The sequence below is a fragment of the Rhodococcus pyridinivorans genome (assembly GCF_900105195.1).
GTDB classification, from domain to species: Bacteria; Actinomycetota; Actinomycetes; order Mycobacteriales; family Mycobacteriaceae; genus Rhodococcus; species Rhodococcus pyridinivorans.
Genome location: NZ_FNRX01000002.1, coordinates 4,578,559 through 4,593,786, shown reverse-complemented (window position 1 = coordinate 4,593,786; position 15,228 = coordinate 4,578,559). Strand labels below are relative to the sequence as shown.

Below are 15,228 nucleotides of genomic sequence, written 5' to 3'. Positions count from 1 at the left end.
CTTTCGATACCGTAGATCCTGCAGTTCTCAGGTCAGGGTGAACGAGACCGGCGGCAGATCGTCGCGTCGGCACAGTCCGGTCTGATCCACGAGGTCGAGGGTGCGCAGATAACGCCGGACCAGATCGCCTGCCGAGAGCCCCGCATCCGATGCGGTGCGCAGGGCGGCGGCGAGTCCGTCCCCGCGTGCCCAGCGGTGGATCGCGGCGACGGCGATCGGATCCGGATCCGGCCCCACTTCCAGGCCGAGACGCTCTTCGCGTCCGGCAAGTTCGCTCCACAGCCGTGAGGTGGCGCGCAGCGCCTCGTCGATCGCCGGGGTGGTGCGTCCCGGGACTCCGACGGTGCGGCGCCGGGTCTCGCCCAGAGCGCTCGAGGCGACGGCGGCGAGTTCGGCCGGTGTCAGCCCCGACCACGCGCCCGTCCGCACGCATTCGGCGACGAGAAGGTCGTTCGCGCAGTAGATCCGGCCCAGACGACGACCGTCGTCGGTGACGTAGGCCGACCCGCCCATCGGGTCGCGGAGCAGATAACCCCGCTCCTCGAGCAGATCCAGTGTGCGATCGAAGGTCTCGACGAGGCGTCCGGTGACCGTGTCGATCTGCGACCGCATCCGTTCGGTGTCGCCGTGCACCGCGGCGCGTCGCGCAGAGAGGGCGAGGAGGCGCTCCCTATCGCCGCGTCGATGCGCAGGATGCGACCGCACCGCCCGTGCCAGCGACGTCACCAGCTCGGCCGAACCGGAGCGTCGTGCCTCGGCGAGCCGGTCGCACAGGTGCCGGTACTCGGTGAAGCCCTCGGCGTCCCCGAGTTCGGTGTCGAGATCACGCAGCGCCGTCGTGTTCGCGCGGACGGCGTCGGTGAGCGCCGCGACGGATCGTTCGGCCTGGAACTGGGCGAACGAGCGTCGCAGGAACTCGCGGGAGCCGGGGATGCCGCGACCGGCGACCAGGTTGACCGCGGTGTTGTAGCCGACGCGCAGCGAACTGTGGAGCGGGTACGAGCGTGCGCCGGCGAGGCCGGCGACGGCCGCGGGGGCGGCCTCGGGACTCCACAGCACGACGGCGTGGCCTTCGACATCGATGCCGCGCCGACCGGCGCGACCGGTGAGCTGGGTGTACTCGCCGGGGGAGAGGCGCACCGGTCCGTCGGCGGTGGGTTTGACGAGGCGTTCGAGGACGACGGTGCGCGCCGGCATGTTCACCCCCACGGCGAGGGTCTCAGTGGCGAACACGACCCGCACGAGACCGCGGGCGAACAACTCCTCGACGGTGTGACGGAAGGCCGGGATCAGACCGGCGTGGTGCGCGGCGAAACCGCGTTCGAGTCCTTCGAGCCACTCGGCGTGACCGACGGCGTCGAGATCTGCGGGCGGCAGCGCTGCGGTGTGCCGGTCGGCGACCGCGCGGATCTCGGCGACGTCGGCCGCCTCGGTGAGCCGAACCGACGATTCGAGGCATTCGGCGACGGCGCCGTCGCACCCGTTGCGGCTGAACCGGAACCAGATGGCCGGCAACAGTTGTTCGGCCTCGAGCCGGGCGACGACCTCGGGCAGGTCGGCACCGGCCGGTCCGGGTGCTCCGCGCGCACGTCGCCGTCGTCGTCCACGGCCGGTCGCGGGGCCGGGCGCGGCCTCGACGAGCTGGCGGTGGGCGATGTACCGCTCGAGGGTCTCGTCGACGGTGCCGGACGGGGACAACAGGTCGAACAGCCGCCCGCCGGCGAGCATGTGCTGGGTGAGCGGGACGGGCCGGGTCTCCTCGACGACGACCGCGAGGTCGCCACGGACGCCGCGCAGCCAGCCGCCGAACTCCTCGGCGTTGCTCACCGTGGCCGACAGGCTGGTCAGCCGCACGTCATCGGGAAGGGAGAGGATCGCTTCCTCCCACACCGCACCGCGCTCGCGGTCGGCGAGATAGTGCACCTCGTCCATGACGACGTGGGTGAGTCCGTGCAGGAGCGGGGAGCCGCCGTGCAGCATGCTGCGCAGCACTTCGGTGGTCATGACGACCACGGGCGCGCGCGGGTCCAGCGAGATGTCGCCGGTGAGCAGACCGACGCGGTCGTCGCCGAAGCGACGCGACAGGTCGAAGTACTTCTGGTTGCTCAGCGCCTTGATGGGGGTGGTGTAGAAGCAGCGTCCGCCCGCTGCGAGCGCGAGACGGGCGGCGAATTCACCGACGACGGTCTTGCCCGCCCCGGTGGGGGCGCACACCAGGACGTCGCGGTCGTCCTCGAGGGCTCGGCAGGCCTCGACCTGGAAGTCGTCGAGGGGGAAATCGAGTTCGGTCGCGAACAGCGCGAGCTGCGACCGGTCCTGCGTGCGCACGTGTCCACGCTACGGGTCGGCGCGGACATGTGCGCAGCGCAGGGTGACTCAGTCCTCCGTCACCTTCGAGGGTGACTCAGTCCTCCGTCACCTCGAGGGTGACGTCGATGTTGCCGCGGGTCGCGTTGGAGTACGGGCACACCTGATGGGCCTTCTCGGTGAGCTCGAGCGCCTGCTCGCGGGGGAGGTTCGGAAGAGTCACCTCGAGGGTGACGGCGAGACCGAATCCGCCGCCGTCGGTCGGGCCGATGCCGACGCGGGCGCCGACCGCGGAGTCGCTGACGTCCGCCTTCTCCTGTCGGGCGATCATCTGCAGTGCCGAGTGGAAGCACGCGGCGTACCCGGCGGCGAAGAGTTGTTCGGGGTTGGTGCCCTTGCCGCTGCCGCCCATCTCGGTGGGGATGGACAGGTCGAGGTCGAGCTTGCCGTCGCTGGTGCGGGCGTGGCCGTCGCGGCCTGCTCCGGTGGCGAGTGCTTCGGCGGTGTAGATGATGTTCACGATGTCCTGCCTTTCTTCGAGAGTGCGCCGGGTGCTTCCTGCAACGCGGCGGTCAGGCGGTGGAGCGTCTCGCGCAGCGCGACCAGTTCGTCGACGTCGAACCGGCTGTCCCGCGTCACGCAGCCGGGGATGTCCGTGGCCTCTGTCCGGAGTGCATCTCCCGCTTCGGTGAGGTGGACGACGACACGACGTTCGTCGGTCTGCTGCCGGCGTCGTTCGACGTATCCGGCGGCCTCGAGCCGTTTGAGCAGGGGGGAGAGTGTGCCTGTGTCGAGATCGAGCGAGTCGCACAGATCCTGCACGCCTCGCGCATCGCGTTCCCACAGCGCCAGGAGCACCAGGTACTGCGGGTAGGTGATGCCCAGCCGATCGAGATGTGGCCGATATGCGGCCGTGATGGTGCGGGAGGCGCGGTAGAGCGCGAAGCACACCTGCTGGTCGAGTTCGAGTGGAGACGGCACGGGAATGAATGTAGCGCCCCGTTTTGTTGTACACAACATTAATGGCCACAACTCGATACGTGTTCCGGATCACTTCCATGTGGGAATTGAGAGCGCTCTGGGCACGTTAGTTGAGTGAGAATGGCTCAAGTTCGACAGAAAGGCTTCGGAATGCCGGCATTCTTCGGGCCTGGTGACCCCGGCCGAATCGACATCACACGTTTCATGAGCCGCGGTACCCAGGACCTCCTCGCCCACGCAGCGCGCTACGCCACCGACCGTGGTGACGCGGAACTCGACGTGCTGCACCTCCTCCGCGCGATGGCGGAGCAGGATCCGTCCCGCACGGTCATGACGCGCGCCGGAGCCGACCCCGCCGACGTCGCTGCCGCCGTCGACCAGCGGCTGCCGCAGAGCCGCCCCGGTGAGGCCGTCTCCGCACCCGCACTGACCGGTGCCGTGAAGACCGCACTCCTCGAAGCGCACCAGCTCTCGCGTGCGCTCGGCTCCACCTACATCGACCCCGAGCACCTGTTCTTCACGCTCGCGGCCGACCAGACCCGCGCTCCCGGACGCCTGCTGGCGTCCCTGGGCGTGACCCCGCAGGCGTTGCAGACCGCACTGCAGCCCACCCCCGCAGCTCCCGCCGCGGAGGAGACCCCGACGCCGACGCTCGACAAATTCGGCGTCGACCTCACCGAGCGGGCGCGCGGCGGCGGCATCGACCCCGTCATCGGCCGTACCGACGAGATCGAGCAGACGATCGAGATCCTCGCGCGACGCACCAAGAACAACCCGGTGCTCGTCGGTGAGGCCGGCGTCGGCAAGACCGCCATCGTCGAAGGACTCGCCCAGCGCATCGTCGACGGGGACGTCCCGGACATCCTGCAGGACAAGCGGATCGTCCAGCTCGACCTGACGGCGATGGTCGCCGGAACCCGATACCGGGGCGACTTCGAGGAACGTCTCACCACAGCGCTCGACGAGATCACCGCCCAGCAGGGCAAGCTCATCGTCTTCATCGACGAGATCCACACCGTCGTCGGCGCAGGCGCCGGCAACGAGGGCGCGATGGACGCGGCGAACATCCTCAAGCCGAAGCTCGCCCGCGGTGAACTGCATGTCGTCGGTGCGACCACCCTCGACGAGTACCGCAAGCACATCGAGAAGGATCCGGCGCTCGAACGCCGTTTCCAGCCCGTCACGGTCGACGAGCCAGCACGCGACGACGCCGTCGCGATCCTGAAGGGTCTCGCCGATCGGTACGCCGAGTTCCACAAGGTCCGGTACACCGACGAAGCGCTCGAAGCGGCCGTCGACCTGTCGATGCGGTACCTGCCCGACCGGCACCTGCCGGACAAGGCGATCGACCTCGTCGACCAGGCCGGTGCACGACTGCGCCTGCGGGTGCCGCGCACCGACGTGACCGAACTGCGTTCGAGGCTGGACGAACTCGAAGCGGAGAAGGATCGCGCCGTCGAGGCCGAACAGTACGAGGATGCCTCGCGCATCCGCGACGAGATCCTTCGCGTCCAGGCTCGGATCGACGGTGGCGACAGCGAGGGCAACGGAGAGGGAACTCCGACCGTCGACCCGGAGCTGATCGCCGAGATCGTCTCGCGGGCCACCGGAGTCCCCGCATCGCGGATGACCCGCGCCGAGAAGGAGAGGCTGCGCACGCTCGAGGACGAGCTGCACAAGCGCGTCGTCGGACAGGACGAAGCCGTCCACGCCGTGGCACGTGCCGTGCGGCGCAGCCGCTCCGGCATGAGCGACCCGCGTCGTCCGGTGGGCAGCTTCCTGTTCCTCGGTCCCACCGGCGTCGGCAAGACCGAGCTCGCGAAGGCCCTCGCCGAGGTGCTCTTCGGTGACGAGCGCACCATGCTGCGCATCGATATGAGCGAGTTCGGCGAACGCCACACCGTGAGCCGTCTCGTCGGCGCCCCTCCCGGTTACGTCGGTTACGGCGAGGCCGGACAGCTCACCGAACAGGTGCGTCGCCACCCCTACTCGGTGGTGCTGCTCGACGAGATCGAGAAGGCGCACCCGGACGTGTTCAACACACTGCTGCAGGTCCTCGACGACGGTCGCCTCACCGACGGTGAGGGACGCACGGTGGACTTCACCAATACCGTCGTCATCATGACCAGCAACCTCGGTTCGGACATCATCTCGAGCCGCGGAGGCGCGCTCGGCTTCACCACCGGTGACGCCGAGGCGGCCGAGAAGCCGCTGCGTGACCGGGTCATGGGACGGCTGCGCGAATCGATGCGGCCGGAGTTCCTCAACCGCATCGACGAGATCGTGATGTTCCGCAAGCTCGACGACGACCAGCTGCACCGGATCACCGAGCTGCTGCTCGACGACAGCCGGAAGCGGCTGCAGAGCAGGGGGATCGACCTCGAGTTCACCGCCGACGCGGTGGCGTGGATCGCCCGCAACGGTCACCAGCCCGAGTTCGGTGCCCGTCCGTTGCGCCGCTCGATCTCCCGGGTGGTCGACGACCGCATCGCCGACATGCTGCTCGACGACGCGCTCGCCGAGGGCAACCGGGTCACGGCGGACGTCGTGGAAGACGAACTGCTGCTCCAGGTGAGCTGACCCGCACGACGAGGAAGGGGAGAGATGCCACGGCATCTCTCCCCTTCCCGCGTTCGGGGGGGTCAGCGGGCGGTGAGACGACGGATCGCCTCGAGCGGCAGATGAAGCCACGAGGGACGGTGCCGAGCCTCGTAGACCACCTCGTAGACCGCCTTGTCGAGCTCGTAACCACGCAGCAGGACGTCGGAGCCCCGTGGATCCGTGCCCGAGGCAGCTGCGTAGCCGTCGCAGAAGGCGGCACAGTTGCGTTCGGCCCACTCCCGGGCCCGGAACTCCCGCTGCGACTCCACCGCCGTGCCTTGTTCGGATTCACGGATCGAATGATGCGCGGCGTAGTCGAACGACCGCAGCATTCCCGCCACGTCCCGGAACGGACTGTCGGGCTTGCGGCGCTCCTCGAGCGACTTCGCGGGTTCGCCCTCGAAGTCGATGAGCAACCAGCGCTCGGGGGTACGCAGCACCTGCCCGAGATGCAGGTCGCCGTGGATGCGGTGCACCGGAACCTGACCCAGCGCCGCAACCTCATCGAACCGGGCCCGGACCGCGTCGGTGAGTTCGGCGAGCTCGGGGACCTCGGCCGCCGCACCCTCGAGCCGGCGGATCATGCCCTCGGCCAGTTCGGCGGCGGCGCGCTCGTCGGTGCCGAGCGCGGAGCCGAGATGGGCGTGCACATCCGCCACGGCCGCACCGATGCGATGGGATTCCCCGGCGAAGTCGGTGCCCACCTCGTCGGCGCGCAGGTCTCCTTCCAGGAGCAGGTCCCGGACACTGCCGAGTGCCATCGACCAGCCGTCGGCCGAGTTCGCCGCGAAGTCCTGCACCATCGCCAGCGTGGTGCGGACCCCGTCGACCTCCGCTTCGATCCATGCCCGGATCGGGGCGATCGACCGACATCCGTCCTCGCCGAGCGCGAGCGGCAGTTCGACGTCCGGATTGATGCCGAGCGTGAGCCGACGAAACATCTTGAGCAGCAACTTCTCTCCGAGGACCACGGAGGTGTTGGACTGCTCCGTGCTCAGCGCACGCCCACGCAGGCCCGGTTCGATGACCGCACCCGGCACGGTGTGGAGATCCACCGGGCCGGCGGGGGTGCCGCTCGCCAGATTGCGCGAATACCGGTCGAGGATCTCCTGATCGCGGAGGCCGTCGTAGACGTGCAGGCCGTGGTCGTGGGAGTCGTCGGGGCCGACCACGCTCCACGACTGCAGTTCCTCGGGGAGATGGGAACGGAAACCGAGGGGCACTTGATAGATCTGGTCCGCGGTCGAGTCGAACGAGACCTTCACGATCAGATGGTCGGCCCCGAAACCGGACTCCTCCACGAGCGGATGACGCAGGACGACACCGATCCCGGTGATGGTGTGGCCCTTGGCCGCGAACCATCGCTGGTGCGGCATCCATTCGCGCAGATCCTCGACGAGCCGTTCGTCCGGGTAGAGCTCGTTGTTGGTCGTCACGGCTGCACCGCCGCTTCCGCTTCGCTGCTCACCGGGTGTTCGCCCGGTCCCTCCTTGGACGGATCGGGTTGCAGCGCGAACCAGAAGAATCCGTGACCGGGCAGGGTGATCATGTAACCCTCCTCCGTGATCGTCGGGAACGGGACGGACCCGGTCAGCTCCACCGGGATCCACCCGGCGAAGCGCGACAGATCGAGGACGACCGCCTGCGGATAGCGCGACAGGTTGTTCACGCACAGGATGACGTCGCTGTAGTTGCGTTCCGGGCCGGGCGACATCTCGCGCAGATAGGACAGGATCGCGGGATTCGCGCTGCCGAGTTCGGTGAACGAGGCCTCACCGAAGGCCGGATGCTGCTTGCGGACCTGGATCATCCGCCGCGTCCAGTGCAACAGCGAGTTCGTCGAGTTCATCTGCGATTCGACGTTCACCGCCTGGTACCCGTAGGTGGGATCCATGATCACCGGCAGGTACAACCGGCCCGGATCGGCGCGGGAGAAGCCCGCGTTGCGGTCGGGGGTCCACTGCATCGGGGTCCGCACCGCGTCGCGGTCGCCGAGCCAGATGTTGTCGCCCATGCCGATCTCGTCGCCGTAGTACAGGACGGGGGAGCCCGGCAGGCTCAGCAACAGAGCGGTGAAGAGCTCGAGCTGGTTGCGGTCGTTCTCCAGCAACGGCGCCAGACGACGGCGGATGCCGATGTTCGCGCGCATCCGCGGGTCGGTGACGTACTCGGCGTACATGTAGTCGCGTTCCTCGTCCGTCACCATCTCGAGGGTCAGCTCGTCGTGGTTGCGGAGGAAGATGCCCCACTGGGCGGTCTTCGGGATCGGCGGGGTCTGGGCGAGGATCTCCGAGATCGGGAAACGGTTCTGTCGCCGCACCGCCATGAAGATGCGCGGCATCAGCGGGAAGTGGAAAGCCATGTGGCACTCGTCGCCGATCTCGGGTTCGCCGAAGTACTCGACGACGTCGGTGGGCCACTGGTTCGCCTCCGCCAGCATCACCCGGCCGGGATATTCGGCATCCATCACCGCACGGCACTTCTTGAGGAAGGCGTGCGTCTCAGGGAGGTTCTCGCAGTTGGTCCCCTCACGCTCGAACAGATAGGGGACCGCGTCGAGGCGGAACCCGTCGATGCCGAGATCGAGCCAGAACCGCAGGACGTCGAGCATCGCGTCCTGTACTTCGGGGTTGTCGTAGTTCAGGTCGGGCTGGTGCGAGAAGAACCGGTGCCAGTAGTACTGCTTGCGCACCGGATCCCACGTCCAGTTGGACGTCTCGGTGTCGACGAAGATGATGCGGGCTTCCTGGTATCGGTCGTCGACATCCGACCACACGTAGAAGTCGCCGTACGGCCCGTCGGGGTCGCTCCGGGATTCCTGGAACCACGCGTGCGTGTCGGACGTGTGGTTCATGACGAGGTCGGTGATGACGCGGATACCGCGTTTGTGCGCCTCGTCGAGGAAGGTGACGAAGTCCTCGACCGTGCCGAATTCCGGTAGCACCGCCCGGAAGTCGCGGATGTCGTAGCCGCCGTCGCGGAGCGGTGAATCGTAGAAGGGCGGCAGCCAGATGCAGTCGGCGCCGAGCCACGCGATGTAGTCGAGTTTCTCGGTCAGCCCCCGCAGGTCGCCGGTGCCGTCGTTGTTCGAGTCGTTGAAAGCGCGGGCGAGAACCTCGTAGAACACCGCGGTCTTGAACCAGTCCGGGTCGACGGGCAGGCTGCGCGCATGGGCGAAGTCCTCCGCCCGGCTCTCGACGAGATGACCGTCTTCGGTGTGTTCGTATTCGGGTACTCGGTCGGACGGATCCGGCATGGCACCTCCGTGCTCGTCGCGTCGCAGGATGGACTCGCCCCAGAATGCCCCGGCGGACGGATTTCCACACCCGGACAGGACGGAACGCTATGTGAGTGCACGTGTGCGCCGATAGATTGGCGGGCATGACTGCGAACCGGCCCGAAGGGCGGGTGGCCGAGCTGTGCACCCGCATGCGTTCGTTCATCGACGACGAGGTGATTCCTCTCGAACTCGTCCTGAGCCGTCACGACGACAAGGCCGCCGAGGCGCTCGTCGGGCTGAAGGCCAGGGCGAAGGAACTCGGGCTGTGGGCTCTGGGGCATCCCGAGGAGATGGGAGGGGGCGGGGTTCCCTTCCTCGACTTCGTCTACCTCAACGAGATCATCGGCCGCTCCGAGTACGGTCAGCTCGCGGTGGGATCGGTGTCCATGCAGGACGCCCTGATGATCCAGCGGCACGGCACCGCCGAACAACGCGAGCGCTGGATCCCAGGGCTCGTCTCCGGCGACATCCTGCCCTCTGTCGGCATGACCGAGCCGGAGGTGGCGGGATCCGACCCCGTGCTCGTGCAGACCACCGCCCGGCTCGAGAACGGCGAATGGGTGATCGACGGGCACAAGTGGTTCACCACCGGCGCCGCGCAGGCCGGCTACTGCACGGTCTTCGCCCGGACCGAACCCGAGTCGACTCCGCTGCACCGCAGCATCAGCGCGATCATCGTGCCCATCGACACCCCCGGACTCGAGATCGTGCGGGCGATCCCCACGATGGGGCACGACCCGAGCGATCACTACGAGGTGCGGTACGACGGTGCGCGCGTTCCCGAGGAGAACGTGCTCGGTGAACGCGGCAACGGCTTCGTCGTCGCGCAGGACCGGCTCGGGCCGGGACGGATCTTCCACTGCATGCGGTGGCTCGGGCAGGCCCAACGGGCCTTCGAACTCATGTGTGCGCGCGCCAACTCCCGCTTCGCCCACGGATCGCTGCTCGCCGAGAAGGGTGAGATCCAGCGCTACATCGCCGAATCCGCCGCCGACATCCAGGCCGCCCGTCTGATGACGCTGGACGCCGCGCGGGTGATGGATGCGGGGGAGGACGCCCGGGTCCGGATCGGGCTCATCAAGTTCCGCGGCGCGCAGATGCTGCACGATGTCGTCGACCGTGCGATCCAGGTGTACGGGGCGCTCGGTCTCACCGCCGACACGCCGCTCGAGGGGATGTACCGGCGGGCGCGCTACGCCCGTATCTACGACGGCCCCGACGAGGTGCACCGGATGTCCACGGCACGGCGGATGCTGCGCGACCCGGAACGCGTGCCGTGGCGGTAGACCGCCGGCCGCTCGTGACCGGTGCGACCTGCTCTTCGCACTAGGGTTCTTCGGCACGCCGGGAGGTCGATGCAAGTATGTGGCGTGGCATCGGGGGAGGTCGGCAACAGGGAGCGGTCGAGCGGCGCGCGGTCCGAAGGGTGATCTCATGGAACGCTTCGCGGTGGGTGCCGACGATGCGTTCGTCCTGCTCCGGAAGTTGTCCGAGGAACGCAACGTGCCCCTGCGACGGATCGCGGGGCACGTGGTCGACGCGGGCGGTGAGGTATCTATGCCAGTTCGGGCGGGAAGCCTCCCGTGGCCACCGGGCTCCAGCGGGTCGGGGTGATCCGGATCAGCGACTTGCGCTGATCGCGCATGGCCTGCCGGTACTCGTCCCAGTCCGAATGTTCCCCGGCGATGTTGCGGAAGTACTCGACGAGCGGTTCGACGTCGTCGTGGGCATCGATCACCTCCGCGGTTCCGTCGACCTGCACCCACGCGTCGTTCCAGTCGTCGGACAGCACGACGACACCGACCTCGGGCCGGCTGCGGGCGTTGCGGGTCTTGGCGCGCCGGGGATAGGTCGCGATCACGATGCGTCCGCGGTCGTCGACGCCGCCGGTGACGGGGGAGGCCTGCGGTGTGCCGTCGTCGCGTTGCGTCATGAGGATCATTCGGTGCCGGGGCCGGACGAAGTCCAGCAGTTCCTGCAGGCCGACTGCGGTGTTGGTGGCGATCTTGCGGGCCATTCACGTTCTCCTGTTCCGAAGGGTCACGACTCGAGGAGCGCCGCGAGTCGCGCGAGGTCCTCTTCCACCATGCGCGTGTCGCGGTCGAACTCGTCGTCGGTCAGTTCGATCTGCCGGACGGTGAGGACGACTTCGGCACCGTCCGGATGGGGGAGTACCCGCATCGGGTTGTGCACCGTCGTACCCGACGGCAGTGTCACCTCGTGGTCGAGCACCCCGTAATCGTTGGCGCCGACGAACCGCACGGTGACCTCGCCCATCGGGGAGTCCGCGACGAGGGCGTCGCCGATCCGCCGCACCTCGCTTTGTGCCAGACCGGCCGCCCACTTCGGCAGGTTGTCGGGATCCGCGGCGAATTCGTAGACCCGGCGCGGTGGGCATCGGACGACCCGAGCGACATGGCGGCTGCGGACGACGTGCGTGCTCATGCTCGCCACATTAGAAGTTCGGGAGGTCGATCGCCGTCGGAATGTGGGAGTTCCTGAAGCGCAACGTCTTCGGAGCGACGGCGTTCAGCCGGTACCCGGATCGGCGCGGCCCCCTTCGTCACCTTCTCGGTACTCCTCGCCGTCTTCGTCTTCGTCTTCCTCGCCCTCGGAGCGCTACTGGAGCAGACCGGTCCGACGAGGGTCGGGGGTTATTTCGGGCTCGCCGCTGCCGCCGGCGCCTGGTACACCTCCGCTGCAGGGGTGCTGAGCACGACCTTCGGGCGTGTCGTCCTGCCCACGGGCCCACGCTGACGGGGCACCTCTTCGTTCCCGTGCGGGGGCGATTTGACAGGCGCATCGGCCTTCCTGGTACAGTCCGGGGCTATGCAGCGTGCATATTTCTGGTTTAGCAGGCCGGCCCGGGGTGGGTCGGTCGGCGTGACCGCGCGCTGACTTCTTCACCTACGAGCCGGATCCAGACCGGCTCGTCGGAATCTCAGGTTCTCTCGGGTCGGAATCCGAACCACCGAGAACAGGAACCATCGATGAGCCCCAGCACCGGAACCGCGACCACCGGAATCTCCACGTCGAATCTCGACGAACAGCGCACCGTCAAGGTCAGCCCTCTCGTCGCACCCTCCGAGATCCGTGCCGAGTACGCACCCGACGCCGTCGTCGCAGCGACCGTCCGTTCGGGCCGCGCCGGCACCGTCGACATCCTGAACGGCACCGACGACCGTCTCGTCGTCGTGGTCGGCCCCTGCTCCGTGCACGACCCCGCCGCTGCGATGGACTACGCGCGCCGTCTGGCCGCCAAGGCCGAGGAGCTGCGCGACGACCTGCACGTCGTGATGCGTGTGTACTTCGAGAAGCCGCGCACCACGCTCGGGTGGAAGGGCCTGCTCAACGACCCGCACCTCGACGGCACCTTCGATATCAACACCGGTCTGAGCATCGGCCGTAAGCTGCTGCTCGACGTCTCCGGTCTCGGCCTGCCCGTCGGCTGCGAGTTCCTCGACCCGATCCTTCCGCAGTACTACGCCGACCTGGTCACCTACGGAGCCATCGGCGCCCGCACCGCCGCGAGTCAGGTTCACCGCCAGCTGTGCAGCGCGCTGTCCATGCCCGTCGGCATCAAGAACTCCACCGAAGGTGACGTGCAGGTCGCGGTCGACGGCACCCGTGCCGCAGCGGCCAGCCACGTCTTCCCCGGCACCGACCTCGACGGTCAGGCCGCGCTGATCGAGACCGTAGGCAACCCGGACTGCCACGTCATCCTGCGCGGTGGCAGCGCGGGGCCGAACTACGACGCCGAGACCGTGGCCGACACGATGGCCCGCCTGCGCAAGGCCGGTCTGCCCGAGCGTGTCGTCATCGACGCAAGCCACGGCAACAGCCGCAAGGACCACAACAAGCAGGTCGACGTCGTCACCGATGTCGCCGAGCGCATCGAGGCCGGCGAGAAGGGCATAGTCGGACTGATGCTCGAGAGCTTCATCGAGGCGGGACGTCAGGACCTGACCCTCGGCGAGGCCGACAAGCTCGACTACGGCAAGTCGATCACCGACGCGTGCATCGACTGGGACACCACCGCCGCGCAGCTCGACCGCCTCGCGCAGGCCGTGCGCACCCGTCGCGGCTGAACCGTCTGCGGCGCGAAGGGTCGGCGGAGTCGTCAGCGATGACGAACCGCCGGCCCTCGTCGGTTCGGTAGCGTCGTTTCCATGACTACGAACAGGTTGTCGATCGTCGTGCCGGCCCACAACGAGGAGCGTTACATCGCGAAATGCCTTGCGGCGCTGCTCGCCCAGAAGTCGGAGATCCACGAAATCCTGGTCGTTGACAACAATTCGACCGATCGCACCGCGCAGATCATCGAAGCCATCGCCGCCGGCGAGCCCCTCGTGCGACGGATCGTCGAGCCAAGACCGGGTGTCGCATTCGCGCGCAATGCCGGATACGACGCGGCCACAGGAGATCTCATCGGACGGATCGATGCGGACACGCGGGTTCGTCCCGATTGGGCGCACACCGTCCGCAGTTTTTTCGCCCGCGACGACACCGCCGAGGTGGGAGCGATCAGCGGACTCAGCAACTCCTACGATTCCCCCTACCGCAGGCTCAAACAGTGGTACATCGACAAACGGGTCGCGCAAGGAACATTCGGCGGGGAACGGCGGATCGACAATCTGCACGGCGCGAACATGGCACTGCGACGCTCGGCGTGGGAGCGTGTCCGGGAGGTCGTCAGTACGGACCCGAGAATCCACGAGGATCTGGATCTGGCACTGTGTCTGCGTGAGATGGACATCGAGATCGCCCAGCTGACCGATCTGTACGCCGACCTGTCGCCGCGTCGGGCCTACACCCCGCCCCGTGAGTACGCGGCCTATATCCAGTCGGGAATCGACACCTTCGAACTGCACGGCCGCCTGACGCCGGAGATCCTCAGGCTCATCCGTCTACAGTCACGTCTCCACGTCCTCGTGTATGCGGCATACCGGCCCTACGACCCCGACCTGGGCAGATTCACCCTCCGGCGAGCGATCTTCGGCTCCGGCGGACGTGCGATGCCGATCGACACGAAGGGCCGCACGCCGTCCCCCTGACGACGGGTGGCCGGGACGCCGCAGGACCGTCCCGGCCACCATCGTGGGATCTTCTCGCCTCAGGTCACCTCAGCGGCGTGAAATCGCGGCTGCCGAGATAGGGAGGACGCGGCCTCGAGGCGGCGAACGGCTCGACGAGCGTGTTCTCGACGCTGTTGAACACGACGAACAGATTCGAGCGCGGGAACGGCGTGATGTTCCCGTTGGAACCGTGCATGCAGTTCGAATCGAAGACCGTCGCCGACCCCGCCGGGCCGGTGAAGGTCGCGATACCGTGCTCGGCGGCCAAACGGGTGAGGGTGTCCTCGTCGGGCGAACCTGTCGGCGGAACGTGGGTGACCAGCGACTCCCGGTAGTAGTCGTCGGGCGTCTCACCGGCACACGAAACATACGTCTTGTGCGAACCCGGCATGATCATCAGACCGCCGTTGTAGCCGTAATTCTCGGTGAGGGCGATCGAGATGCTCAGAGCACGCGGCTTGGGCATGCCGTCCTCTGCGTGCCACGTCTCGAAGTCCGAATGCCAGTAGAACGGTCCACCGCGGAAGCCGGGCTTGACGTTGAGCCGCGACTGGTGGACGTACACATCGGATCCCAGCAGTTGCCGTGCGATTCCGGCGATTTCGGGCCTGCGGACGATCGAGTCCACAAGATCGCTGAGCCGGTGCACGTCGAAGACCGAGCGGACGTCGCCGCTGCCCTTTTCGCGGACCACACGGTCGTCGTCGCCGAGTTCCCGGCCGAGTCGTGAGGTCTCCTCCAGGAGGTTCCCGACGTCGTGGGCGGCGAGAAGTCCTTCGGCGGTGTGGAACCCGCGGCGGTCGTACTCGATCACGGCCTCGGTGTCGAGCGGCCCGCCGGCAGCCGAACCCCAGACGACGGGATCCTTCCTCTCGACGGACTCGCAGGCGGTGCGACCGCGGGTCGGATAGTCGTCGCGAACGGTCGTGCGCATAGCTCGTAGATCACCCTCTCGAAAGTCGATGACGGTTCGCTTTCGACGTT

At 67.8% G+C, this 15,228-nt stretch carries 14 protein-coding genes; 6 read left to right on the top strand and 8 right to left on the bottom strand.

Annotated features, from left to right (window positions below; translation table 11 throughout):
* Window positions 1–27: 27 nt before the first annotated feature.
* The 3 genes from BLV31_RS21805 to BLV31_RS21795 form a co-directional block, all read right to left on the bottom strand.
* Entirely contained in the window at window positions 28–2,328 is a 2,301-nt protein-coding gene (locus BLV31_RS21805) for a DEAD/DEAH box helicase (protein WP_064060238.1), read from the bottom strand.
* A gap of 76 nt (window positions 2,329–2,404) precedes the next feature.
* On the bottom strand, window positions 2,405–2,827 hold the full coding sequence (locus BLV31_RS21800; RefSeq protein ID WP_006551727.1) for an organic hydroperoxide resistance protein: 423 nt from the start codon (window positions 2,825–2,827) through the stop codon (window positions 2,405–2,407).
* The gene (locus BLV31_RS21795) at window positions 2,824–3,288 is read right to left on the bottom strand and encodes a MarR family winged helix-turn-helix transcriptional regulator (RefSeq protein ID WP_006551726.1); all 465 of its coding nucleotides are present in this window, start codon (window positions 3,286–3,288) and stop codon (window positions 2,824–2,826) included. Before BLV31_RS21795 ends, BLV31_RS21800 begins: the two co-directional genes overlap by 4 nt.
* Before the next feature lie 150 nt (window positions 3,289–3,438).
* Between BLV31_RS21795 and BLV31_RS21790 the strand changes: the two genes are divergently transcribed.
* On the top strand, window positions 3,439–5,868 hold the full coding sequence (locus tag BLV31_RS21790; protein ID WP_033096806.1) for an ATP-dependent Clp protease ATP-binding subunit: 2,430 nt from the start codon (window positions 3,439–3,441) through the stop codon (window positions 5,866–5,868).
* 62 nt (window positions 5,869–5,930) lie between these two features.
* Here BLV31_RS21790 and BLV31_RS21785 read toward each other — a convergent pair whose 3' ends face one another.
* On the bottom strand, window positions 5,931–7,265 hold the full coding sequence (locus BLV31_RS21785) for a maltokinase N-terminal cap-like domain-containing protein (RefSeq protein ID WP_248846176.1): 1,335 nt from the start codon (window positions 7,263–7,265) through the stop codon (window positions 5,931–5,933).
* 56 nt (window positions 7,266–7,321) lie between these two features.
* Window positions 7,322–9,145 carry a maltose alpha-D-glucosyltransferase gene (treS, locus tag BLV31_RS21780; protein ID WP_033096804.1) on the bottom strand — a complete coding sequence of 608 codons (1,824 nt, stop codon included), beginning with the start codon at window positions 9,143–9,145 and terminating at the stop codon, window positions 7,322–7,324.
* Window positions 9,146–9,270: 125 nt separating this feature from the next.
* Between treS and BLV31_RS21775 the strand changes: the two genes are divergently transcribed.
* Together BLV31_RS21775 and BLV31_RS25630 are read left to right on the top strand one after the other, a co-directional pair.
* The gene (locus BLV31_RS21775) at window positions 9,271–10,455 is read left to right on the top strand and encodes an acyl-CoA dehydrogenase family protein (protein ID WP_174556312.1); all 1,185 of its coding nucleotides are present in this window, start codon (window positions 9,271–9,273) and stop codon (window positions 10,453–10,455) included.
* 148 nt (window positions 10,456–10,603) lie between these two features.
* Window positions 10,604–10,783, top strand: coding sequence for an ANTAR domain-containing protein (locus BLV31_RS25630; protein ID WP_232512404.1), 180 nt, complete (start codon window positions 10,604–10,606; stop codon window positions 10,781–10,783).
* Here BLV31_RS25630 and BLV31_RS21765 read toward each other — a convergent pair.
* Both BLV31_RS21765 and BLV31_RS21760 read right to left on the bottom strand, forming a co-directional pair.
* Window positions 10,725–11,186, bottom strand: a complete 462-nt coding sequence (locus BLV31_RS21765) for a PPOX class F420-dependent oxidoreductase (protein WP_006551722.1) — start codon at window positions 11,184–11,186, stop codon at window positions 10,725–10,727. The genes BLV31_RS25630 and BLV31_RS21765 overlap by 59 nt on opposite strands.
* Before the next feature lie 23 nt (window positions 11,187–11,209).
* Window positions 11,210–11,614: an SRPBCC family protein gene (locus BLV31_RS21760; RefSeq protein ID WP_024103059.1), complete on the bottom strand. Its 405-nt coding sequence runs from the start codon at window positions 11,612–11,614 to the stop codon at window positions 11,210–11,212.
* A 99-nt stretch (window positions 11,615–11,713) separates the two neighbouring features.
* On the opposite strand from BLV31_RS21760, the gene BLV31_RS25960 reads away from it, so the two are divergent.
* The 3 genes from BLV31_RS25960 (at window position 11,714) to BLV31_RS21745 (ending at window position 14,223) form a co-directional block, all read left to right on the top strand.
* Window positions 11,714–11,926, top strand: coding sequence for a GPR1/FUN34/YaaH family transporter (locus BLV31_RS25960; protein WP_081263361.1), 213 nt, complete (start codon window positions 11,714–11,716; stop codon window positions 11,924–11,926).
* A gap of 233 nt (window positions 11,927–12,159) precedes the next feature.
* Window positions 12,160–13,257, top strand: coding sequence for a 3-deoxy-7-phosphoheptulonate synthase (locus tag BLV31_RS21750; protein ID WP_039587629.1), 1,098 nt, complete (start codon window positions 12,160–12,162; stop codon window positions 13,255–13,257).
* Between the two features lie 81 nt (window positions 13,258–13,338).
* Entirely contained in the window at window positions 13,339–14,223 is an 885-nt protein-coding gene (locus BLV31_RS21745; protein ID WP_064060235.1) for a glycosyltransferase family 2 protein, read from the top strand.
* Window positions 14,224–14,287: 64 nt separating this feature from the next.
* Here BLV31_RS21745 and thpD read toward each other — a convergent pair whose 3' ends face one another.
* Window positions 14,288–15,178 (bottom strand): ectoine hydroxylase, encoded by an 891-nt coding sequence (thpD, locus tag BLV31_RS21740; RefSeq protein ID WP_064060234.1) that lies wholly within the window; start codon window positions 15,176–15,178, stop codon window positions 14,288–14,290.
* Window positions 15,179–15,228 lie beyond the last annotated feature (50 nt).

What these genes read in the sequence shown, in the direction of transcription:
- BLV31_RS21790 (WP_033096806.1), top strand. Translation starts at nt 3,439, where the DNA reads ATGCCGGCATTCTTCGGGCCTGGTGACCCCGGCCGAATCGACATCACA.
- BLV31_RS21785 (WP_248846176.1), bottom strand. Translation starts at nt 7,265, where the DNA reads ATGCCGCACCAGCGATGGTTCGCGGCCAAGGGCCACACCATCACCGGG.
- treS (WP_033096804.1), bottom strand. Translation starts at nt 9,145, where the DNA reads ATGCCGGATCCGTCCGACCGAGTACCCGAATACGAACACACCGAAGAC.
- BLV31_RS21775 (WP_174556312.1), top strand. Translation starts at nt 9,271, where the DNA reads ATGACTGCGAACCGGCCCGAAGGGCGGGTGGCCGAGCTGTGCACCCGC.
- BLV31_RS25630 (WP_232512404.1), top strand. Translation starts at nt 10,604, where the DNA reads ATGGAACGCTTCGCGGTGGGTGCCGACGATGCGTTCGTCCTGCTCCGG.
- BLV31_RS21765 (WP_006551722.1), bottom strand. Translation starts at nt 11,186, where the DNA reads ATGGCCCGCAAGATCGCCACCAACACCGCAGTCGGCCTGCAGGAACTG.
- BLV31_RS21760 (WP_024103059.1), bottom strand. Translation starts at nt 11,614, where the DNA reads ATGAGCACGCACGTCGTCCGCAGCCGCCATGTCGCTCGGGTCGTCCGA.
- BLV31_RS21750 (WP_039587629.1), top strand. Translation starts at nt 12,160, where the DNA reads ATGAGCCCCAGCACCGGAACCGCGACCACCGGAATCTCCACGTCGAAT.
- BLV31_RS21745 (WP_064060235.1), top strand. Translation starts at nt 13,339, where the DNA reads ATGACTACGAACAGGTTGTCGATCGTCGTGCCGGCCCACAACGAGGAG.
- thpD (WP_064060234.1), bottom strand. Translation starts at nt 15,178, where the DNA reads ATGCGCACGACCGTTCGCGACGACTATCCGACCCGCGGTCGCACCGCC.